The organism is Sphingomonas sp. BK580, from assembly GCF_014194975.1.
Classification (GTDB): Bacteria; Pseudomonadota; Alphaproteobacteria; order Sphingomonadales; family Sphingomonadaceae; genus Sphingomonas.
In genome coordinates this window covers 207,393-230,320 of the sequence record NZ_JACIAY010000001.1, presented here as the reverse complement: position 1 = coordinate 230,320, position 22,928 = coordinate 207,393, and the positions used below count along the sequence as shown (strand labels likewise).

The following is a 22,928-nucleotide window of genomic DNA, read 5'->3' as shown; positions in this document are numbered from 1 at the left end:
AGAGGTATCATGACCGATGCGCCGCCGGGCGTCCATGCCTCGGCCATAAAAAGAAAGGCTGCGGTCTGGGGGAGATGGCATCACCCCGTGGGGAGAGCCGGAGCTATGGGAAGAGCGCAACCGCGCTCGCTTACTGCCGCCCCGTCGGAAGCCGGGGTCCAGTTGGGCGAGGTTGGTGGCTCCCACTCCGGCCTTCCCACCTGGGCCCCGGCTTCCGCCGGGGCGACAGCTATGGCAGCCGAACTCACATCCGGAAGGTGACACTCCCCACGAAGGTGCGGCCGTTCTTGTAGAAGGCCGACGGGCGGTCGCGCGTGCCGCTATATTGCAGGTAGGTCTCGTCCAGCAGGTTCTGCGCGTTGACGGTGAGCGAGATGTTCGGCGTCAGCGCGAGCGAGGCCGAGGCGTCAAGCTGGTTGTACGGCGCGACCATCTCGAACGAGTTGAGGCGGCCGATCGCGCGGAAGTAGGACGAGCGATAATTGTAGCTAACCCGCGCCTGGAACGGTCCCTTCTCGAAATAGGGGATGACGTTGACCGTGTGCTTCGAGAGGTAAGGCAGGTTCAGTTCGCCGTCGACGCCCGGGATCACCGAGGTCGAGCTGTCCTGATAGGCGTAGTTGGCCTGGATGCCGAACCCACCCCAGATCTCCGCCTGGCCGTTGACCAGCACGCCGTTCACCTTGGCCTTGCCCGCGTTGATCGGGCTGGAGAGGCGATAGGTGTTGATCACCCGGCCCTCGAGGGAATTGTAGAAGCTCTGGTTGTTGAGCGTGGTCGACAGGATGTAGTTGCCGATCTCGCGGCGATACAGTTCCAGCGACAGCAGCGCGCCCGCGCGCGGGTAGAATTCCGCGGTCACCTCGTAGTTGGTCGACTCATAGGGCTTCAGGTTCGGGTTGCCGCCGCCCGCGTCGAAGGTGACGTCGTTCTGCGTGATCGACGCCGCGAGGTCCTGATAGCGCGGACGCGAGATCACCTTGGCCACCGCGCCGCGCACGATGACCTGCGGGTTGATCTCGTAGGCGACGTTGAGCGCGGGCAGGAACTTCAGATAGTCGGTCGAGGTGCTGGTCGGCACCGGGACCGGATTGGGATTGTCCAGCGTCGGCAGCGACAGCGCGTAATAGGAGACGTCGCGCGTGTACACGAGCCGCCCGCCGAGATTGCCGCGCAGGCCGCCCTGGTCGAAGTTGACCTGGACGTAGCTGGCGGCGGTGCGCTCCTCGACGCGGGTCGAACCGCCGACCTTGGTGAACAGCGGCGTGTTGATGCTGTTCGCCAGGATATCGATCACCGCGTCGCGCGGCAGGTTGAGGTATTGGGTCGCCGACCCCGACCCGCCCGAGCCGTCGAAGATGCCGTCGGGCGTGGTCAGCGTGGTGACACCAAGCTCGGAGCCGAGCTTAGACGTGGTCAGGTAGGTGTTGATGCCGCGCGCGTCGATCTTGTTGACGTGATCGGTGATCCGTGCGCCGATCAGCACCTGCTTGAAGAAGCCGTCGCCGAGCGGGACGGTCGCGTCGAAGTCGCCGAAGATGTCGCGGTCGGTGGTGACGCTGTAGTCGAGGCCGCCGATCTGCGCCGCGTTCAGCTGCGTGCCGTTCACGTTGTAGGGCACGCCCTCGATCGTGACCGGGTTGTTCTGCGGGTTGGTGAAGTAATTGGCCGGGTTGGTCAGGTCACCGGTATAGTTCACCTCGGCCGTGGTGGGGCTGATCGCGTAGCTGAACGGCAGCTTGGTCTGCACGTTGAACAGATATTCCGGGTTGCGCCCGCCGGTCGCCTTGCTCCACCCGCCGAGGAACGTCACCTTGGCGCCGTCATCGCCTTCCCAGTCGGCGAAGAAGTTGAGATTGTCGGTCTTCAGCTTGGTCGCTCGCACCAACGTATCGACCTGCGCGTTGCGCTGGCTGGTCGCCGCCCCGAACGATGCCGCGGTGACGAGCCCGTTCGAGATCGTCGCCGATTGCAGGTCCGCGCCGCTCCACGCGCCCGGGATGGTGTACATCGCCTGGCTGTAGTTGTTGTAATTGCCGTTGATGTGCAGGCCGTTCAGGGTCAGCGTCAGGTTGCTGGCGGGGCGGTACTGCACCGTTCCCGAGACGCTCGTGCGCTCGCGCTGCTGCTGAAAATAGGCGTAGTTGATGCCGAACGGCGAGGCCGCCTTGTACAGGTCCGAGATCGTGCCGCCGCTGATCGTCGCGTTCGGGTTCTTCAGGCTGAGCGCACCGGTGGCGCTGTCGCGATTGACGAAGGGACTGTTGTACGTGCCGTCGGCGTTGGGCGCGCTATTGTCATAGCCGAAGAACTCGACGCCGGCGCGGACCAGCTGCTGCTTGTCATAGGTGGCGGCGACCAGGAAGCCGAAGGTCTCGTCCTTGTTCTTCCAGCTGTACAGCCCCGAGCCGCGGACGCTGCCCTTGTCCGAGCGGTCGTTGTACGTGTAGCCGCCCGAGCCGAACAGCGAGTTGGCCTCCAGCTCCAGCGGCCGGCGCGTGCGCACGATCACCGTGCCGCCGAGGCTGCCGTCCTCGAGCCGTGCCTCCGGCGACTTGTAGACCTCGAGCCGGTCGACCAGCTCGGGCGCGAGCAGCGAATAGTTGAAGGTACGGCTGGACGGGTCGTTGTCGTTGCCGCCCCAGTCGGCCGAGGCGAGCGCGTGGCCGTCGAGCAGCATGCGGTTGAGCGCCGGGTCGGTGCCGAGGATCGCGACCTTCTCGCCCTCGCCGAAGCGGCGGTCGATCGACACGCCGGGGATGTGGGCGAGCGACTCGGCGACGTTGCGATCGGGGAACTTGCCGATGTCCTCGGCCGAGATCGCGTCCACCACCGCGTTGGCACTGCGCTTCACCTCGATCGCCTGGCGGAGACTGCGCGCATAGCCGGTGACGACGACGTCCTCGCCGGTGGCGTCACCCGATGTGTCGACCGGCGGAGCGGCCTCGCTCGGCGGGGTCGTCGAGGGCGGGGTCTGCTGCGCCTGCGCGGTGCCGGCGAGGCCGGTCAGCGCGGTCGAGAGTAGGACCAATTGCCGCATACGCATCGTCATGTTCTCCCCTTTGAACGAGCCGGCCCTGACCGCTCGCCCGATGTGAAAAGCCGTGTTCGCCCCGCGACCGCGCGTCGGGTTGACCCCGCTCCTGCGATTTCAACATTGTATAACCAAAGTATACCAATCATGCGACAAAAAATTGCACTTTGGTTACGTGGCAAACACGTTTCAGTAAGTGTCGACGGACGCTAGATTTTATCGAGCAGCCCGCGTCGACCGACGGCGCGGTCGGGCCGGCGCCAAGTGGTTCTATCGTTGGGACGCCGGCGATTGTGGCGCTGGACCTGTTCCGGTACGCTACGGTGATCCGGCGACGATCGGCCGGCAGGGGGAGAAGAGAATGGGGTTCGCCGAGGAGATCGGAAAGTTCCGGCGGGGCAATGCGGCGCCACTCTACCTCCAGCTACAACAGGTCATTCGCGACGGCATCGGCGGCGGCAAGCTCCAGCAGGGCGACGCGATCCCGGCCGAGCGCGACCTCGCGGTGGAATATGACGTGTCGCGCATCACGGTGCGCAAGGCGATCGGCGGCCTGGTCGAGGAGGGATTGCTCACTCGGCGCCGCGGCGCGGGCACCTTCGTCGCGGGGCGGGTTGAGAAGAGCTTCTCCAAACTCTCGTCCTTCACCGAGGACATGGCGGCGCGCGGCAAGACCGCGTCGAGCCAGTGGATCCTGCGCGCGGCGGGCACGGTGAGCCCGGAGGAGTCGATGGCGCTCGGCCTGTCGCCGGGCGCGGCGGTGTACCGCTTCCACCGGCTGCGCAGCGCCGACGACGAGCCGATGGCACTCGAGCTCTCGACGATCGCGGGCTACTGCCTGCCCTCGGCCGAGGCGGTGGGGGACTCGCTCTACACCGCGCTCCAGGCGGCGGGCAGCCGGCCGGCGCGCGCGCTGCAGCGGCTGCGCGCGGTGCCGTTCGGGGGCGAGCACGCGCGGATGCTCGGCGTCGAATCGGGGCATGCCGGCCTGCTGATCGAGCGGCGCGGATTCCTGCGCGACGGGCGCGCGGTGGAGTTCACTCGCTCTTACTACCGCGGCGACGCCTACGACTTCGTGGCCGAACTGTCCGATCTCTGATGCGGCGGCGTGACCTGCTGCGCGGTACCGCCGCGCTCGCGACGGTCGCGGGCGCGCCGCTCGCCACCGCGCGCCCGCGCGACCGCGACCCGGGCGACGGTCTGCCGATGCCCGCGCCCGTCGACGCGCTGCCGCCGCGGGCCTTCGTCGGCGATCCCACGCGGGTGCGGCTCGAGCGCGGCTGGCTCTTCCACGAGGGCGATATCGCGCCGCCGCGGCTCGACACGCACAATGCCACCTATCTCAGCGTCAAGGCCGGCAACGCGCAAGGCGCGGCGGCGATCGACTATGACGACAGCGACTGGCAGCGGGTCCGCCTGCCGCACGACTGGGCCTCGGCGCAGCCGTTCGTCGAGAGCGCCAACGTCGCGCAGGGTTATCGCCCGCGCGGGATCGGCTGGTACCGCCGCCACTTCGCGCTCGACGCGCACGACCGCGGGCAGCGGATCGAGCTTCACCTCGACGGCATCGCCACCAACGCCACGGTCTGGGTCAACGGCAGCGTCGTGGCGCACCACTGGTCGGGCTACACGAGCGTCTACGTCGACCTGACCCCGTTCGCGCGCTTCGGCGACGAGCTCAACACCGTCGCGGTCCGGGTCGACGCGGAGGCGATGGAGGGCTGGTGGTACGAGGGCGCCGGCCTCTACCGCCACGCTTGGCTGGTGCGCCGGCCGCCCGTCTCGATCGCGAGCGACGGGGTCCACTGCGATCCGCGCCGCGGTGCGGATGGTGCGTGGCAGGTGCCGGTGGCGGTGACGCTCACCAGCGTCGCGCGCGACGATCGCGCGGTGCGGGTCGAGGTGCGGCTGCTCGATCCCGATGGGCGCGAGGTCGCGCGCGGCGAGACCGGGGCGACCGTCACCGCGCTGGACGAGGCGGTAGCGCGGCTGACGCTGTCGATCGGTACCCCGCTGTCATGGTCGGTCGAGCGGCCGACGCTCTACACCGTCGTCACGCGCGTCACCGGTGACGGCATCGCCGACGAGCGCCGCACCCGGGTCGGCTTCCGCACCGCGCGCTTCGACGCCGAACAGGGCTTCTTCCTCAACGATCGCCCGGTGAAGCTGAAGGGCGTCTGCCTGCACCAGGACCACGCCGGGGTCGGCGTCGCGTTGCCCGACTCGCTTCACCGCTGGCGGCTCGAGCGGCTGAAGGCGATCGGCTGCAACGCGATCCGCTGCTCGCACAATGCCCCCGCCGCGGAGTTCCTCGACCTCTGCGACGAGCTCGGCTTCCTCGTCATGGACGAGAACCGCCAGTTTAACCCCGCGCCAGACTATATGGCGCAGCTGCGCTGGCTGGTGCGGCGCGACCGCAACCATCCCTCGGTGATCCTCTGGTCGGTGTTCAACGAGGAGCCGATGCAGGGCACCCCCGCCGGTGTCGAGATGGTGCGGCGGATGGCGCACGAGGTCCGCGCGCTCGACGACAGCCGCCCGGTGACCGCGGCGATGAACGGCGCCTTCTTCGAGCCCGACAGCGTGTCGAGCGTCGTCGACGTCACCGGGTTCAACTATTACCAAGGCGACTACGACCGGTTCCACCGGCTGTTCCCGACGCGCGCGATGACCAGCTCGGAGGACACCAGCGCGTTCGAGACGCGCGGCGCCTATGCCAGTGACCCTGCGCGCCACGTCATCTCCTCCTACGACGACGAGGCGGCGAGCTGGGGCGGGACGCACCGCGCGACCTGGCGCGCGATCGCGGAGCGGCGCTTCGTCGCGGGCGGCTTCACCTGGACCGGCTTCGACTATCACGGCGAGCCGACGCCGTATGCCTGGCCGACGATCTCCAGCTTCTTCGGCATCATGGACCTGTGCGGCTTCCCCAAGACCGCCCATGACGTGCACCGCGCGCACTGGGTCGACGACGCCGCGGTCGTCTCGATCGCGCCGCACTGGACCTGGCCGGGGCGCGAGGGGCAGGCCGTCCGCGTGCTGGTGATGAGCAACGCCGAGGAGGTGACGCTGTCGCTCAACGGCCGCGCGCTCGGCACGCAGCGGGTCGACCGGATCATGGGCAACGAGTGGCAGGTGCCCTACGCGTCCGGCCGGATCGAGGCGGTGGCGCGGCGTGGCGGACGCGAGGTGGCGAGGGCGGCGCACGAGACCGCGGGCGCGCCGGTGGCGCTGCGGCTCACTCCGGCACGGCGCGTGATGTTCGGCGACGGCGAGGACTCGCTCCCGGTGACGGTTGACGCGATCGACTCACGCGGTCGCCACGTGCCCACCGCCAACCTGCCGGTGCGCTTCGGCGTGAGCGGTGCCGAGATCATCGGCCTGGGCAACGGCGATCCCAACAGCCACGAACCCGAGCAGGGTGACTCGCGCAGCCTGTTCAACGGCCTGGCGCAGGTGATCGTGCGCGCGGCCGCGGGGGGTGGGGCGGTGACGCTGACCGCGACCGCGCCGGGGCTTCGAAGCGCGCGCGCCACGGTCGACCGGCGCGCGGTCGCGCCGCCCGCCAACTGGCCGGAGCAGCGTCGCGCCCAGCCTTTGGCCGAGTGGCGCCGCTCGCCCGCGCTGCGCGAGCGCCCCGCCGCGGACGCCGCACCGCCGGACGGCGACAACAACAGCTGGGCGTTCGTCCGCCCCGGCGCGCTCGTGCCCGGCGAGGCGGGCGCGGACTGGCACGCGTGGCGCGCGGTGGTGCGGCCGTGGCGACGCGTCGGCGCCGAGGGCGGGTTCATCCGCTTCGAGTCGGTCGCGGGCCGCGCCGACCTGTTCGTCGACGGTCGCCCGATCGCGAGCAAGCGCGACGCGGCGCCGGCCCCGATCGAGGCGCGGGTGCCGGCGGGGAGCGGCGAGCGGGTCGTGCTGCTGCTGGTCGAGGGCGCGGCGCCGGCGGGGATCGCCGGGGAGGTGACGCTCGGCGCGGACTGAATCGCCGGCGTCCGCAGGTCCTCCCCTCGTGAGGGAGGTGTCAGCCGGCGGGCCTGACGGAAGGGTGTCGCCGAGCCGACCACCCGCGACCGCCCGTTGTCGCGCCCTGCGCGTCACTCCCCGCGCACGGGATCACTGCGGCACTCCCGTCATCCCGGCCCCGAGCCGCGACCGATGGCTCCGCGATAGCGACGGCTCAAGGGTTCGCGGCACGATGGAGGCCGGCATTAGGTCGGCTGACAAGGGTGGAGGGAGCGCTCCCAATCGTGCGACCTTCCCCTTCAGGAAATGATCTCCACACCGACCCTGACCATCGCGACGGTGCCGTCTCGGAACGCGCCCGCCGCCTCAGCTGCGATAATCCGCGTTGATCGAGATATAGCCGTGCGTCAGGTCGCAGGTCCACACCGTGGCGCGACCCTCGCCGAGCCCGAGATCGACCCCGATCTCGACCTCCTGCCCCTTGAGATGCGCCGCGACCGGGGCCTCGTCATAGCCCTCCACCGCGAGCCCGTCGTGCGCCACCTGGGTGGCGCCGAAGCGGATCGACAGCTTGTCGCGCTCGGCCGGCTCGCCTGCCTTGCCCACCGCCATCACCACCCGGCCCCAGTTGGCGTCCTCGCCCGCGACCGCGGTCTTCACCAGCGGCGAGTTGGCGATCGACAGCGCGACGCGGTGCGCGGAGGCGTCGCTATCGGCCCCCTCGACCGTCACCTCGATCAGCTTGGTCGCGCCCTCACCGTCGCGCACCACCAGCAGCGCGAGCTGGCGGCAGACGTCGGCCAGCGCGGCGCGGAAGGCGTCGGCACCGGGACTGTCGTCGTCGGCCAGCGGCGTGTTACCCGCCGCGCCGGTGGCGAAGGCGAGCACCGTGTCGCTGGTCGACGTGTCGCCGTCGACGGTGATGCACGAGAAGGTGCGCGCGTTCGCCGCGGCGAGCGCGGCCTGGAGGAACGGTGCCTCCACGGCGGCGTCGGTGAAGACGAAGCCGAGCATCGTCGCCATGTCGGGCGCGATCATGCCCGATCCCTTGATGATCGCCGCGATCGTTACGGTGCGCCCGTCGACCACCGCGGTCGCGCTCGCGCCCTTGGGATAGGTGTCGGTGGTACCGATCGTCTCGGCGGCGTCGCGCCAGCTCGCCTCGGGCGCGGCGAAGGCGGCGGCGACGCCGGCCTGCGCCTTGTCGATCGGCAGCGGCACGCCGATGACCCCGGTGGAGGCGACGAACACGTCGGACGGCTGACAGCCGAGCTGTGCCGCCGCCTGCGCCGCGATCGCCTCGACCGCGGCGCGCCCGCGGTGCCCGGTGAAGGCGTTCGAGTTGCCCGCGTTCACCACCAGCGCCCGGGCTTGGCCGAGCACCAGCGCGGCGCGGCACCATTCCACCTCGGGCGAGGGGCATTTGGAGCGGGTGAGCACGCCGGCGACGGTGGTGCCCGGGGCGAACTCCGCGAGCGTGAGGTCGGTACGGTCCCACGTCTTGTAGTGCGCGCGCGCGACGCGGAGCGTCACGCCGGCGACGCTCGCCATGTCGGGGAAGGGAGTGGCGAGCGGGGAGGTGGACGTCGACATGGCGCCCTCTTAGGCATGGCGTGAGGCCAGGCAAAGGGCAGAGGTGGGAGCTGTCGGTGCCAACGGCTCACCATGCCCTCCGATCCGGGGAGCGATCCTGGGCAAATTGATGGTTTACTCGACCAAGCGCCGGTGGACGGGCGGGGCGTCTCGTCTTATGTCCCGCTGCGTGAACCTGTTGCTGCTCCTCTCGGCCCTGCTGTCCGCGCTGACTGGCGTGGGAGTGAGCGCGCGTCAGGCGCAGCCGGCACAGGCTGTGGCGCAGCAGGCGCGCGCTGCCGCGTTCGTCTCCGCCACGCGCCGCGCCGCGGTGCGCCCGGGGCAGGCGCCCGCCGCGCTGATCGCGACCGCGGCCGCGCCGCGCATCGCCGCGCTCGCGGTCGCGCCGCGCGAGCCGATCTTCGCGGGCCGCCGGCGCGTCTAGCGCCGCGCCGCTCCCGCTCTCCCCCTATCAGATCAGCGTGCGCGCCCGGGAACGGCGCCGCGGCGCGCTCCCATACAGGATCAAGCCCATGTTCGGCGGCATTGCCAAGACCCTCTTCGGTTCGTCCAACGACCGCTACGTCAAGTCGCTCAACCCCATCCTCGCCAAGATCGCGTCGTTCGAGCCGACGCTGCAGGCGATGGACGACGACACGCTGGCGCAGCAGACCGTCCGCTTCCGCGAGCGGCTCGCCAACGGCGAGACGCTCGACCAGCTGCTGCCCGAGGCGTTCGCCACGGTGCGCGAGGCGGCCAAGCGCGTGCTCGGCCAGCGCCACTATGACGTGCAGATGATCGGCGGCATCGTGCTCCACCGCGGCGAGATCGCGGAGATGCGTACCGGCGAGGGCAAGACGCTGGTGGCGACGCTCGCCACCTATCTCAACGCGCTGCCGGGCGACGGCGTCCACGTCATCACCGTCAACGACTATCTCGCCAGCCGCGACGCCGACTGGATGGGCCGCGTCTACCGCTTCCTCGGGCTGACCACGGGCGTGATCGTGCCCAACCTCACCGACGAGGAGCGCCGCGCCGCCTATGCCGCGGACATCACCTACGGCACGAACAACGAGTTCGGCTTCGACTACCTCCGCGACAACATGAAGTACGAGCGCCAGCAGATGGTGCAGCGGCCGTTCGCGATGGCGATCGTCGACGAGGTCGACTCGGTGCTGATCGACGAGGCGCGCACGCCGCTGATCATCTCGGGACCGACCGACGACAAGTCCGAGCTGTACATCAGCGTCGACGCGATCGTGAAGCAGCTCTCGCCCGACGACTACGAGAAGGACGAGAAGCAGAAGACGATCGTACTCACCGAGGACGGCACCGAGCGCGCCGAGCGCATGCTCGAGGCCGCCGGGCTGCTCCAGGGCGCCAACCTGTACGACTTCGAGAACACGCAGGTGGTGCACCACCTCAACCAGGCGCTGCGCGCGAACGTCATGTTCAAGCGCGACACCGACTACATCGTCAAGGACGGCAAGGTCGTCATCATCGACGAGTTCACCGGGCGCATGATGGACGGCCGCCGCTGGTCGGACGGCCTGCACCAGGCGGTCGAGGCCAAGGAGGGCGTGCAGATCGAGCCCGAGAACCAGACCATGGCCTCGATCACCTTCCAGAACTATTTCCGCATGTACCCCAAGCTGGCGGGCATGACCGGCACCGCCGCGACCGAGGCGGCCGAGTTCTACGACATCTACAAGATGAACGTCGTCACCATCCCGACCAACAAGCCGGTGCACCGCGTCGACGAGGAAGACGAGTTTTACAAGGACACGCAGGACAAGTTCCGGGCGATCGCCAAGAAGATCCGCGAGCATTCGGAGATCGGCCAGCCGGTGCTGGTCGGCACCGTCTCGATCGAGAAGTCCGAGCTGCTGAGCGAGTTCCTGCGCCAGGAAGGGGTCGACCACTCGGTCCTCAACGCGCGCTACCACGAGCGCGAGGCGCATATCGTGGCGCAGGCGGGGCGGCTCGGCGCCGTGACGATCGCCACCAACATGGCGGGTCGCGGTACCGACATCCAGCTGGGCGGCAACCTCGAGATGCGCGTCGAGGACGAGCTGGCGGGCATGCCCGAGGGGCCCGAGCGCGAGGCGGCGATCGAGCAGATCCGCGCCGAGATCGCGGTGGAGAAGCAGAAGGTACTCGAGGCGGGCGGGCTGTTCGTGCTCGCCACCGAGCGGCACGAGAGCCGTCGCATCGACAACCAGCTGCGCGGCCGCTCGGGGCGCCAGGGCGATCCCGGCCTGAGCCGCTTCTACCTCTCGCTGGACGACGACCTGCTCCGCATCTTCGGGCCGGACACGCTGTTCGCCAAGATGATGCGCAGCAACATCGCCGACGGCGAGGCGATCGGCAGCAAGTGGCTGACCAAGGCGATCGAGACCGCGCAGAAGAAGGTCGAGGCGCGCAACTACGACATTCGCAAGCAGGTCGTCGAATATGACGACGTGATGAACGACCAGCGCAAGGTGATCTACGAGCAGCGCGCCGACATCATGGACGCCGAGACCGTCGGCGAGGTGGTGAGCGACATGCGCGCCGAGACGGTCAACGCGATCGTCGGCGAGGCCTGCCCACCCAACTCCTATCCCGAGCAGTGGGACATCGAGGGGATGAAGGCGCGGCTCGCCGATATCCTCAACCTCGAGCCGCCGATCGACGAGTGGCTCAAGGAGGACGCGATCGACCCCGAGATCGTCACCGAGCGCGTCCAGGCCGAGGCGGATGCCGCGGTGGCGAGCAAGTCGGCCGACCTCGAGCCCGAGACCTGGACCCAGGTCGAGAAGTCGATCCTGCTGCAGAACCTCGACCATCACTGGAAGGAGCATCTGTCGACGCTCGACGCGCTGCGGCAGGTGGTTCACCTGCGTGCCTACGCGCAGAAGACGCCGATCAACGAGTATAAGCAGGAGGCGTTCAACCTCTTCCAGCGCATGCTCGACGCGATCCGCGAGGACGTCACCAAGACGATCGCGCACGCGCAGTTCCGCATGCAGGAGCCGCCGCCGCTGCCCGAGCTGCCGGACTTCATCACCACGCACTTCGACCCGTTCACCGGGGAGGACAATTCGAACGACATCGACGCGGGCTCGCTCGGGCTGGTGACGACTCAGCTGCCGCCGCTGCAGATCCCGCAGCCGACCGCCGCCGACCTGGGCGCCGACCCGGCGAGCTGGGAAGGGCAGGTAAGCCGCAACGCGCCGTGCCCGTGCGGCTCGGGGCGCAAGTACAAGCACTGCCACGGCGCCGCGTGAGGTGAGCGGGCGGCCGTGAGCGAGCCACTCCGCCGAGGAGTGTTCCCGCGCATGCGCTGACTCAGCGTCGCGCGGGAGAAGCGCCGGCAGCGCCGAGAGCTCCCGCGTGCGCGGGAGCTCTGCCAAGGCCTCGTTGCCGGGGCGTTCCGACGGAGCCACCTCGGCCATGGCAGTGACAGGCTGATCCATGACAGTCGCGCGAACCAATCGCGCCGGCGCTCGTTGTCGCGGCGTAACGATGGGCCATTCGCCGGGGGCGAGATGAGGAAGATGACCAGCGTCGCGCTCGCCGCGGCGGCACTGTTCGCGGCGGGGAGGGCGTGCGCGCAGCAGGTGGACGTGGGGGCCTCGCCGCCGGCCGACCCGACGCCCACCGCGCCGCCCGCAGCCGACGCCGCCACGCCCGACCCGGCAACCGCTACCCAGTCGGGCGACACGCAGCGGCGCCCGCGCGCGCCGCTCGGCCGGCGCCCGCGTGATACCTCGCCGTCCTCGCTGGTCGGCGACACGCAGAGTGCGCCGCCGCCAGGCCTGATCGGCGACTGGCAGGAGATCCGTACCCGGCTCGGTCGTCGCGGGATCGGCCTCACCGCGCGCTACGCCTCGGAGAGCGGCTACAATGTCGCGGGCGGTGAGCGGCAGCTGTTCCGCGAGACGGGGCAATTCGACGTCGGCGCGCTGCTCGATCTCGAGAAACTGGCCGGGCTGAGCGGCGGCGCCGTGCAGGCGACCGTGACCTGGCGACGCGGCTACGACCTCACCACCGACGCGGGGCTCGGCACGTTGCAGCAGGTGCAGGAAGTCTACGGCCGCGGCCAGACTGTGCGTGTGACGCAATTGTGGTGGGAGCAGAAGCTCGGCGAGCGCACCGAAGTGAAGCTCGGGCGCACCAACCCCGGCGAGGACTTCGCCGCGTTCTCGTGTCACTTCATGAATCTGAGCTTCTGCGGTGCGCAGCCCGGCAATCTCGCCGGCGACTATTGGTACAATTGGCCGGTGAGCCAATGGGGGGCGCGAGTCCGCGTCGCCGTGGACGACCGCCACTACGTCCAGGGCGCCGTCTACGAGATCAACCCGCGCAACCTGGAGAGGGCCTTTTTCATCGGCCACTTCCAGGGCGCGACCGGCGTGCTGATCCCACTGGAGGCCGGCTTCACCCGCGGCGGTGACGACGGCAAGGTCGGCTCGTACAAGGTCGGCGGCTGGCTCGCGACCGCCGATGCCGACGACGTGTTACTCGACCGGGGCCGGCGCCCGATCGTTCTCACCGGCACCGATCCGCTGCGCCGATCGAGCCGGTACGGCGTGTACCTGTCGCTGCAGCAGCAGCTCACCGGCACGTCGAAGGAGGGCAAGGCACTGACCGGCCTCAGCATGTTCCTCAACGTGACACAGGCGGACCGGAAGACGACGGTCACCGACAACCAGATCGCGCTCGGCCTCTTCTACAAGGGGCTGGTGCCGGCGTTGCCGGGCGACGTGCTCGGGCTGGCGCTGGCACGCACCAACGTGAATGGCCGTGCCGCGCGCGCGGACTCGTTGGTTCCCGGAACGCCGGTGCGCGACGCCGAATATGCCGCCGAGGTCTATTATAGTCTTCACCCCGCCGACTGGCTCGAGCTGCGACCCAATCTGCAATGGGTCCATCAGCCCGGCGGCGTACGCGGGGCCGACGACGTCGGCGTCGTGGGGATGAAGGCCGCGATCACGCTGTAGGCGGACCTCGTACCCGCACATCTCGCATCGCGCATCGCTGTTGAACATGTAAAACATTCTGCCTCGACAGCGTCATGCAGGCGCCGTATCGAAAGTGGCATCACGTCGCAGCGAAGGTGACTCATGCCCCAGGCCAGCAAGGTACTCGACCGTGTCCTCGTGCTCGAGATGGTGCGGGTCACCGAGGCGGCGGCGATCGCGGCCTCGCAGCTGACCGGCCGCGGCGACGAAAAGGCGGCGGATGCCGCGGCGGTGGAGGCGATGCGCGCCGCGCTCAACGAGCTCGACATGGACGGTACCGTCGTGATCGGCGAGGGCGAGCGCGACGAGGCGCCGATGCTCTACATCGGGGAGAAGGTCGGCACCGGCAACGGCCCGGCGATCGACATCGCGCTCGACCCGCTCGAGGGCACGACGATCTGCGCCAAGTCGGGGCCGAACAGCCTCGCGGTGCTCGCCATCGCCGAGGCAGGCGGTCTGCTCAACGCGCCCGACGTGTACATGGACAAGCTGGCCGTCGGTCCCGGCCTCCCGGCGGGGGTAATCGACCTGGATCGCACGCCGACCCAGAACGTCGAGGCGATCGCCGCGGCGAAGGGCGTGCGACCGCAGGACATCGTCGCCTGCGTGCTCGACCGGCCGCGGCACGAGGCGCTGATCGCCGAGTTGCGCGCGCTCGGCTGCGGCGTCGTGCTGATCGGTGACGGCGATGTCGCCGGGGTGATCGCGACCAGCGATCCGGACACGACGATCGACGTGTACATGGGCTCGGGCGGCGCACCCGAGGGCGTGCTCGCCTGCGCCGCGCTGCGGTGCGTCGGCGGCCAGTTCAAGGGTCGACTGCTGTTCCGCAACGACGACGAACGCGCGCGCGCGCGCAAATGGGGGATCGAGGATCTCGACCGCCAATATGATCTCAAGGAACTCGCCAAGGGCGACTGTATCTTCGCCGCGACGGGGGTGACTGACGGATCGCTGCTGGAGGGCGTGAAGCGGCGGCGCGACAAGATGACGACCGAGAGCGTGGTGATGCGCGCCTCGTCGGGCACGGTGCGCTGGGTCAGAGGCGAGCACCGCCTCGAGCGCTGACGCGATGCTCGCCGCGCCGCTCTGGCTGGCGGTGGGGCTGGCGAGCCTCGCGCTGTTCCTGCGCGGTGGCACACGCCACTATCGCTGGCTCTACCGTCCCGGCGGCGACGCGCGGCGGCGCCGCTTCCTGCTGCGGGCACTGCGCCCGACGCTCCACTTCGCGGTGGTGACGCTGGTGGCGCTCGTCGCGCTGGGGCGGCTCCATGCGCTGGCGCAGCTGCCAGCCGAGTTCGCTCCCGCTCGCGCGGCCGCGATCGATCTGGCGGGCGGGACGATGCCGCTCGACCTGCTGGCCTGGTCGACGCTCGGCGGGCTGGCCGTGGGCGGGGTGATCGCCGGTCTGGTCGAGCGCTGGCGCGGACGATCGGTGACGCTGGGCGACGTCGAGTCGGTGCTGCCGACGACGCGCGGGGAGCTGGGCTGGGGCACGCTGCTCTCGGTGACTGCTGGGGTGACCGAAGAGTTGTTCTTCCGGCTGTTGCTACCCTTGCTGCTGGTGAGCTGCGGCGTGCCGGGCGTCGCCGCCTTCGCGCTCTCGTGCGCCCTGTTCGGGGCGGCGCATCGCTACCAAGGATGGATCGGCATGGCCGCGACCGCGCTGGTCGGGGCAGTGCTGACGCTCGCGTATCTGCTGAGCGGCTCGCTCGCGGCGGCGATGCTGCTTCACGTCGCGATCGATCTCAACGCGCTGGTGGTGCGGCCACTGCTGTCGGGTCGGGTGCGGTGAGGAGCCCGATGTTCCTGCGAACGCAGGGGGCCAGCGATGCGAGGGTCGCGATCGTGGCACTGGGCTCCGGCGCCCGCAGGCGCACCGCGGGCCCGCTCCCGCTCAGCTCTTCAGCCGCCAGCCGGTGTGGAAGATCGTCACTACCGCCGCGAGGCAGAGCGCACCGAAACCCGCGGTCACCGCCACGCAGGCGAGCACGTCGACGTCGCTGATACCGAAGAAGGTCCAGCGGAAGCCGTTGATCAGATAGGCGATAGGATTGAACAGCGTGACCGTGCGCCATGGCTCGGGCAGTACCGTCAATGAGTAGAAGGCGCCGCCGAGGAAGGTCAGCGGCGTGATCACCAGCAGCGGGATGATCTGGAGCTGCTCGAAGCCGTTGGCCCAGATGCCGAGGCAGAAGCCGAAGAGCGAGAAGCTCGCCGCCACCAGCACCAGGTACAGGAGCATGAGCAGCGGATGCGCCACATGCAGGTCGACGAACAGATGCGCGGTGGCGAAGATGACGAGGCCGATGACCAGCGACTTGGTCGCGGCGGCGCCGACATAGCCGATCACCGTCTCCACCGCCGACAGCGGGGCGGAGAGCAGCTCGTAGATCGTGCCGGTGAACTTGGGCATGTAGATGCCAAGGCTGGCGTTGAAGACGCTCTCCGAGAAGATCGTGAGCAGCATCAGCCCGGGCACGATGAAGGCGCCGTAGGGCACGTCGCCGATGTTCTTCATCTGCGACCCGATCGCCGAGCCGAAGACGATGAAGTACAGAGTGGTGGTGATCACCGGCGTGGCGAGGCTGGTCCAGATCGTGCGCCCGAAGCGCGCCATCTCGAAGCGGTAGATCGCCCAGATGCCATGCAGGTTCATGCGCGCTGCCCCACCAGGTCGACGAAGATGTCCTCGAGGCTCGACTTGCGCGTCTCCAGGTCCTTGAAGGCGATATGCTGCTCTGCCACCGCGGCGAGCAGCTCGGGGATGCCGGTGCTCTCCGCCTTGGCGTCGAAGACGTAGCGCAGCGTGCGCCCGTCGTGCTCCAGCGTCGGCGACCAGCGCGCCAGCGCCGCAGGCACCGCGGCGAGCGGTTCGACCAGGGTGAGGTCCATCTGGCGCTTGCCGAGCTTGGCCATGAGCGCGTCCTTCTCCTCGACCAGCAGCAGCTCGCCGCGCGAGATCACCCCGACGCGATCGGCCATCTCCTCGGCCTCCTCGATGTAATGGGTGGTGAGGATGATCGTCGCGCCCTGCTCGCGCAGGCGATGCACCAGCTTCCACATGTCGCGCCGCAGCGCGACGTCGACGCCGGCGGTCGGCTCGTCGAGGAACAGGATCTCGGGCTCGTGCGCCAGCGCCTTGGCAATCAAGACCCGGCGCTTCATCCCGCCCGACAGGTCCTTGATCTTGGCGTCGCGCTTCTCCCACAGCGAGAGATCGCGGAGCACCTGCTCGATATAGTCGGAGTGGCCCGAGCGGCCGAACAGGCGGCGCGAGAAGGTGACGGTGGCGAGCACGCTCTCGAACTGGTCGGTGGCGAGCTCCTGCGGCACCAGCCCGATCGCGCGGCGCGCAGCCTTATAGTCGCGCATCACGTCGTGCCCGGCGACCGTGACGCTGCCGGAGGAGGGCGTGACGATGCCGCAGATGATGCTGATCAGCGTGGTCTTGCCGGCGCCGTTGGGGCCGAGCAGCGCGACGATCTCGCCGCGGTTGACCTCGAGGTCGACGGTCTTGAGCGCGGCAGGACCGTTCTTGTAGGTCTTGGACACGCCGGCGACGGTCAGGATCGGTTCCGGCATGTCGTCTCCCTGCTTCGCCCGTCAGTTAGGAGGCGGGGGAGGGGGCGGCAAGCGCGGAAACGCGGCGTTTCGGGATGTGCGCGCGCGCGGAAGAGGAGGCGTACGGCTGGTCAGCCGCACTCGTGGATCTGCCAGCCGTCTCCCACGGCCGCCATCCCGGCCTTCGCGGGCACCACGGTGGGCGCGTGCGGGCGGCAGGTACGATGACGATGACCCGACCGGTCAAGACGGCGCTCCGATAGGAGGAGGCCTAGGACACCCGTGCCTTCGCGATCGCTTCCTTCAGCCGCTCGATCGGCAGCGCGCCCGAGAGCAGCTGGTCGCCGACCACCCAGCTCGGCGTGCCTGTGATGCCGAGCTTCTGCGCCAGCTCCAGGTTGGCGCGGATCGTCGCGTCGGCGTCGGCGGGGAGCTTGGCGAGATCGACCCCCGTCGCCTTCGCCGCGGTGGCGATGGTCGCCTCGCTCACCGGCCCGGCGGCGTAGAGCGCGTCGTGGAACGGCTTGAAGCGGCCCTGCACCGCCGCCGCCAGCGCCGCGCGCGCCGCCAGCCGGCTGCTGTCGGCGAGCACGGGCAGCTCCTTGAACACCACCCGCAGGTTCTTGTCCTCGGCGACGAGCTGCTCGATCGTCGCCAGGCTGGCGCGGCAGAAGCCGCAATTGTAGTCGTAATATTCGACCAGCGTGACGTCGCCTCTGGGATTGCCGATCCAGGCGCCGGCATAGGGCTCCTCGATCGCGGCGCGCGACGCCGCGATCGCGCGCGACGCGTCCTTGGCCTGCAAGCGCTCGATCGCCTGGGGGATGATCTCGGGGTTGGCGAGGACATAGTCGCGCACCACGCGCTCGATGCGAAGTCGGTCGCCGTCAGCGAGCGGGGCAGGGGCGACGCGGTTCGCGAGCCACATACCGCCCGCGCCGAAGAGTGCGCCCAGCAGCACCATGCCGAGCAGCCACAGCCTGTTCACCGTCGCTTCTTCCTGTTCTTGTCGAGGCCGTTCTGCGACGTCATGGCGATATCCTGCGCGCGGATCCAGTCGGGCGTGTTCTTGGGCAGCCCGGCCATGGCGTAGCGCGCGCGGTCGGCGGCGGTGCGGTCGTCGCCCATCATGCTGGCGCGCTCGGCGCTGGCGAGTGCGGCGCGCGGCTCGTCGCCGGTGAGCTCGTAGACGGTGCCGAGCTGGAACCAGGCGAACGGGTTCTCGTCGTCGCGGCCCACCGCCGTCTTCAGGATGCGCTTGGCCTCGTCGTAGTTCTTCGGGTCCTCGGTCGCGATCAGCGCGTGGCCGTAGGTGGTCGCGACCAGCGGGTCCGAGCGCGAGCCCTCGGTGGCGCGGCGCAGCGGCTCGATCGCCTGCTTTGGCTTGCCCGCCTCGAGCAGGATCTGCCCCATGATCTCCTGGAAATACGGGTCGTTGGGTTCCTTGGCGACGAGCGCCTCGGCCTCGGCATCGGCTTTGTCGGGATAGCCGGCGCGGTGATAGGCATAGGCGCGGGCGTAATGCGCGTAGGCGGTCTGGTCGCTGTCGGGATATTTCTGGAGCGCCTGCGCCGGGGGCAGCAGATAGCCGTCGAGCTTGGCGCGGATGCGCTTGAAGCGCTCCTCCATCGCCGGGTCGAGCGGCTTTCGCCAGGCCGGCGAGCCCTGCAGGTCGGCGGTCATCGTCTGGATCCGCGTGCCCGAGAGCGGGTGCGACTGCATGAACGGATCGATGTTCTTGGTGCCGTAGCGGAATTCCTGCTGCTGGAGCTTCTTGAAGAACTCCAGCATGCCGCGCCCGGTGATCCCGGCGGTGTTGAGATAGCGCACCGCCGAGGCGTCGGCGGTGGCCTCCTGCACGCGGCTGAAGGCGAGATACTTGCCCATCGCCGCCTGCTGCCCGGCGGAGAGGATGCCGGCGCCCGCCTCGCCGCCGCCCGCCGCCATCGCGGCGAGGCCGAGCACCATCGAGAGCAGGTAGATGCCCATCGCGGGGCGCTGACCCTCGCCGGCGTTGACGACATGCCCGTCGGCGATGTGGCCGAGCTCGTGCGCGATGACGCCCTGTACCTGGTTGGCGGTGTCGGCGGCCTGGATCAGTCCCGAGTGAACGTAGACCGTCTGCCCACCGACGACGAAGGCGTTGATCGAGTCGTCGTTGATCAGCGCGATCTGCACGTCGCGCGGGCGCAGCCCGGCGGCGGTGACGAGCGGCGCCGACATGTCGCGCAGCAGCGCCTCGGTCTCGGCATCGCGCAGGATCGACTGGGCCTGCACCGGCTGCGCGAGGAGGAGGACCGCGGTCGCCGCGGCGGCGACGAGGCGGTGCCAGCGGGGAGACGGCGACAGGCGCGGGTGGGTGGAGCTGGAGCGGCGCCCGCCTCCTTCGTCATGCCGGGCCTGACCCGGCATCCATGGCGCCGCACACGCTTCGCTCGGTTGTCCTGCGCGGAGGGATGGATCCCGGCTCAAGGCCGGGATGACGGTGAATAGGAGCGCGTTGGCCTTACCCCATTGTGCGCGGACGTGAGCGCGGGGCAGGGAGCGGGGTCGCTCGTTGCCCTGGGTTCGTGCGTTCACAGGAACACGGCGGATGGCGCTGGGAGAAATCACGGCGCCGCTCTCCTCACGATCGTCCGGGAGCGTCGGCGCGGCGGGTGACATCGGTGAGGGCATGCGCCGGGCGTCCTGCCGCGGTTCCACTGAACCGCGGCTGAAGCCCGGCGCACGACGTCACGCGCCGAAGGTGCGCTGCCACCAGCCGCGGCGCGGCGTCGCCTCGCCCTCGGCGGGCGCGGCTTCCGCCTCGGCGTCGGGCTCCGCCGTCGCAACCGCCTCCGGCTCGGCGGCGACCGGCGCCTCCGCGACGGGCGCGGCATCGGCCTTCTTGCGGCGCGTGCGCTTCGGCTTGGCCGGCGCCTCGGCCTCGACCGCCTCGGGCTCGCCCCGCTCGGGGGCGGGCAGACCGTCGTTGACCGGGCCGGCGTCGGCCGCCTCGGCGATCGGCTCGACCGCCTTCTTGCGGCGCGTGCGCTTGGGCTTGGCGGGCGCCTCCTCCGCCGCGGGCGCCGGGGCAGGCGTCTCGGCCTCGGGCTCCTCGGTCTGGACCTCGGGCTCGGTCACCGCCGCGGTCGCGGCGCGCGCGCGCGGGCGACGGCGGGTCTTGGGAACCGGCGCCGGCTCGGGCTCAGGTGCGGCGATCGCCTCGGGTTCCGCCTCGGCCTCAGGCTCCGCCGCCTGGTCGGCCAACGCCTCGGCCGTCGCGGCGGCTTCCTCGCCCCGGTCACCGTCGCGGCGACGGTTGCGACGGCCGCGGCGACGGCGGCGACCGCCCTCGCGCTCGCCCGTCTCGGCCGGCGCCTCGGCATCGGCCTCCACGGCCTCCTCGTCCTCGACCGGGTCAGCGGCGTCGACGAGCTCCTCCTCGTCCTCGCCCTCGGCCTCACCGGCCTCGACGTCACCCTCGTTCTCGCCCTCGGGGCGCGTGCGACCGCGGCGACCGCGGCGGCGGCGACGGCGGCGATTGCCGCGGCCGCCCTCGTCGTCGCCCGCGTCGGCGCGCTCGCGCGGCGTGTCGGCGGTCTCCTCGACCTCCTCGTCCTCGAACTCCTCCTCGACCTCGTCCTCGATCAGGTCGTCCTCGACCTCCACGATCGGACGGTCGAACTTGGGCGGGTGCGCGGGCGGCGGGCCATTGGCCTCGACCGACATGCGCGCGCCTTCCTGCTCCTCGTCGGGGATGATCTCGACCTGGACGCCGTAGCGGTCCTCGATCTCGGCGATGTCGGCGCGCTTGCGGTTGAGCACGTAGAAGGCCGCTTCCTGGCTGCAGCGCAGCGTCAGCAGCGAGCCGCGCCCGCGCGCCGCCTCGTCCTCGATCAGCCGCAGCGCCGAGATGCCGGACGACGAGGCGGTGCGGACGAAACCGGTGCCCTCGCAATGCGGGCAGGGGCGGGTGGACGCCTCGAGCACGCCGGTGCGCAGCCGCTGGCGGCTCATCTCCATCAGCCCGAAGCTGGAGATCCGGCCGACCTGGATGCGCGCGCGATCGTTCTTGAGCGCCTCCTTCATCGCCTTCTCGACCTTCCGGACATTGGAGCCGTTGTCCATGTCGATGAAGTCGATGACGACCAGGCCGGCCATGTCGCGCAGCCGCAGCTGGCGCGCGATCTCATGCGCCGCCTCGAGGTTGGTCGCGGTGGCGGTCTGCTCGATGTTGTGCTCGCGCGTCGAGCGGCCCGAGTTGATGTCGATCGAGACCAACGCCTCGGTCGGGTTGATGACGAGGTACCCGCCCGACTTCAGCTGCACCACCGGGTGGTACATGGCGGCGAGCTGCTCCTCCACGCCGGCGCGCTGGAACAGCGGCACCGGGTCGCTGTAATGCTTCACCTTCTTGGCATGGCTCGGCATCAGCAGCCGCATGAACTCCTTGGCCTGGCGATAGCCGTCGCTGCCCTCGACGATCACCTCGTCGATGTCCTTGTTGTAGATGTCGCGGATCGCGCGCTTCATCAGGTCGCTGTCGCCGTAGATCAGCGCGGGCGCGCTGCTCGACAGCGTCTTCTCGCGGATCTCGTCCCACAGCCGCGCGAGATAGTCGAAGTCGCGCTTGATCTCGGTCTTGCTGCGCTGGAGCCCGGCGGTGCGGACGATGCACCCCATCGAGGACGGCAGCGCGAGCTCCGCCATGATCGACTTCAGTCGCTTGCGATCGCCCGCGTTCGAGATCTTGCGGCTGATCCCACCGCCGTGCGACGTGTTGGGCATCAGCACGCAGTAGCGGCCGGCGAGGCTGAGGTAGCTGGTGAGCGCGGCGCCCTTGTTGCCGCGCTCCTCCTTGACGACCTGGACCAGCAGCACCTGGCGGCGATGGATCACGTCCTGGATCTTGTAGCGGCGGCGCAGCGACATGCGACGCTGGCGCAACGCCTCGACCTGATCGTCGTTGACGCTCGCGCGGCCACGCCGGCGCCGCGACGCACGCGGCTCGGCGCCGGCGTCGTCCTCGGCCGTCTCGTCGGCGGCGTCGTCCTGGTCGTCGCCCGCGTGATCGTCGCCGTCGAGCTCGTCCTCGTCGCCGTCGAACTCGGCGTCTTCGAACGCGTCCTGCTCGGCGCGCAGCGCGGCCTCCTCGGCGGCGTGCTCGGCCTCCTCGCGCAGCAGCGCGTCGCGATCCTCCTTGGGGATCTGATAGTAATCGGGGTGGATCTCGCTGAAGGCGAGGAAGCCGTGGCGGTTGCCGCCGTAATCGACGAACGCCGCCTGGAGCGACGGCTCGACGCGCGTCACCTTGGCGAGATAGATGTTGCCCTTGAGCTGCTTGCGCTCGGCGCTCTCGAAATCGAACTCTTCGATCCGGTTACCCTTGACGACGGCGACCCGGGTCTCCTCCCGGTGGCGTGCGTCGATCAGCATACGCATGGTCATTGAATGGTCTCCACGCGCCGCAACGCCCGATCAGGGCGGCGGCGCGACGATAGGGCGCTGCCGGCCGCCCGTGAGGGCCGGCCGCGCGGATGGTGATGGGTGCTGCTGTCGCGTGCCGCGCCGCCCCGCGCGAGGTGCTGGCGGGGCAACCCGCGACCGCGCGGCCGCCGGCAGAGGCCGGGCGGGGCAGCGGTCGGGCGGGGTGCGGCATTGCGAGCGTCAACCTGATGACCCGGGGCCGGCGTCGCGCCGGGCGGGCAGTGGCGCCGGAGCTGCGTCGCGCGTGGATCGCGCAACATTCCGGTCATGGTCTCGGTAGCATCGCCGACCCGCCGCATCAACTGGCACGATTCACG

Annotated in this window: 14 protein-coding genes; 7 read left to right on the top strand and 7 right to left on the bottom strand. The window is 69.9% G+C overall.

All coding sequences use genetic code 11. The features are described from left to right. Window positions 1-244: 244 nt before the first annotated feature. Entirely contained in the window at window positions 245-3,052 is a 2,808-nt protein-coding gene (locus FHY05_RS01050; protein ID WP_260181075.1) for a TonB-dependent receptor, read from the bottom strand. 343 nt (window positions 3,053-3,395) lie between these two features. Here FHY05_RS01050 and FHY05_RS01045 point away from each other — a divergent pair, with 343 nt between their 5' ends. Next, window positions 3,396-4,133 (top strand): GntR family transcriptional regulator, encoded by a 738-nt coding sequence (locus FHY05_RS01045; RefSeq protein WP_183921065.1) that lies wholly within the window; start codon window positions 3,396-3,398, stop codon window positions 4,131-4,133. After that, entirely contained in the window at window positions 4,133-7,018 is a 2,886-nt protein-coding gene (gene galA, locus FHY05_RS01040; protein ID WP_183942574.1) for a beta-galactosidase GalA, read from the top strand. The genes FHY05_RS01045 and galA overlap by 1 nt, the downstream gene beginning before the upstream one ends. Window positions 7,019-7,366: 348 nt before the next feature. On the opposite strand, the gene argJ is transcribed toward galA, so the two are convergent. Continuing rightward, window positions 7,367-8,593, bottom strand: coding sequence for a bifunctional glutamate N-acetyltransferase/amino-acid acetyltransferase ArgJ (gene argJ / locus FHY05_RS01035; RefSeq protein ID WP_183942573.1), 1,227 nt, complete (start codon window positions 8,591-8,593; stop codon window positions 7,367-7,369). A gap of 169 nt (window positions 8,594-8,762) precedes the next feature. On the opposite strand from argJ, the gene FHY05_RS01030 reads away from it, so the two are divergent. From FHY05_RS01030 to FHY05_RS01010, 5 genes are all read left to right on the top strand, one after another. Beyond that, a complete protein-coding gene (locus FHY05_RS01030; protein ID WP_183942572.1) occupies window positions 8,763-9,017 on the top strand; it encodes a hypothetical protein in 255 nt (84 codons plus the stop codon). A gap of 88 nt (window positions 9,018-9,105) precedes the next feature. Then, the gene (secA, locus tag FHY05_RS01025; protein WP_183942571.1) at window positions 9,106-11,841 is read left to right on the top strand and encodes a preprotein translocase subunit SecA; all 2,736 of its coding nucleotides are present in this window, start codon (window positions 9,106-9,108) and stop codon (window positions 11,839-11,841) included. Between the two features lie 270 nt (window positions 11,842-12,111). Next, complete coding sequence (locus FHY05_RS01020) at window positions 12,112-13,557, top strand: carbohydrate porin (RefSeq protein WP_260181074.1); 1,446 nt, start codon at window positions 12,112-12,114, stop codon at window positions 13,555-13,557. Between the two features lie 123 nt (window positions 13,558-13,680). Then, the gene (gene glpX, locus FHY05_RS01015) at window positions 13,681-14,646 is read left to right on the top strand and encodes a class II fructose-bisphosphatase (RefSeq protein WP_183942569.1); all 966 of its coding nucleotides are present in this window, start codon (window positions 13,681-13,683) and stop codon (window positions 14,644-14,646) included. Window positions 14,647-14,650: 4 nt separating this feature from the next. Continuing rightward, window positions 14,651-15,373, top strand: coding sequence for a CPBP family intramembrane glutamic endopeptidase (locus FHY05_RS01010; protein ID WP_183942568.1), 723 nt, complete (start codon window positions 14,651-14,653; stop codon window positions 15,371-15,373). A gap of 102 nt (window positions 15,374-15,475) precedes the next feature. On the opposite strand, the gene FHY05_RS01005 is transcribed toward FHY05_RS01010, so the two are convergent. The 5 genes from FHY05_RS01005 to FHY05_RS00985 form a co-directional block, all read right to left on the bottom strand. Beyond that, entirely contained in the window at window positions 15,476-16,237 is a 762-nt protein-coding gene (locus tag FHY05_RS01005) for an ABC transporter permease (RefSeq protein ID WP_183942567.1), read from the bottom strand. After that, window positions 16,234-17,163: an ABC transporter ATP-binding protein gene (locus tag FHY05_RS01000; protein WP_183942566.1), complete on the bottom strand. Its 930-nt coding sequence runs from the start codon at window positions 17,161-17,163 to the stop codon at window positions 16,234-16,236. Before FHY05_RS01000 ends, FHY05_RS01005 begins: the two co-directional genes overlap by 4 nt. 250 nt (window positions 17,164-17,413) lie before the next feature. Beyond that, window positions 17,414-18,130 carry a DsbA family protein gene (locus tag FHY05_RS00995; protein ID WP_311732335.1) on the bottom strand — a complete coding sequence of 239 codons (717 nt, stop codon included), beginning with the start codon at window positions 18,128-18,130 and terminating at the stop codon, window positions 17,414-17,416. Next, the gene (locus tag FHY05_RS00990; protein ID WP_183942565.1) at window positions 18,127-19,554 is read right to left on the bottom strand and encodes a M48 family metalloprotease; all 1,428 of its coding nucleotides are present in this window, start codon (window positions 19,552-19,554) and stop codon (window positions 18,127-18,129) included. Before FHY05_RS00990 ends, FHY05_RS00995 begins: the two co-directional genes overlap by 4 nt. Window positions 19,555-19,875: 321 nt before the next feature. Next, complete coding sequence (locus tag FHY05_RS00985) at window positions 19,876-22,572, bottom strand: ribonuclease E/G (protein ID WP_409321522.1); 2,697 nt, start codon at window positions 22,570-22,572, stop codon at window positions 19,876-19,878. Between the last annotated feature and the right edge of the window lie 356 nt (window positions 22,573-22,928).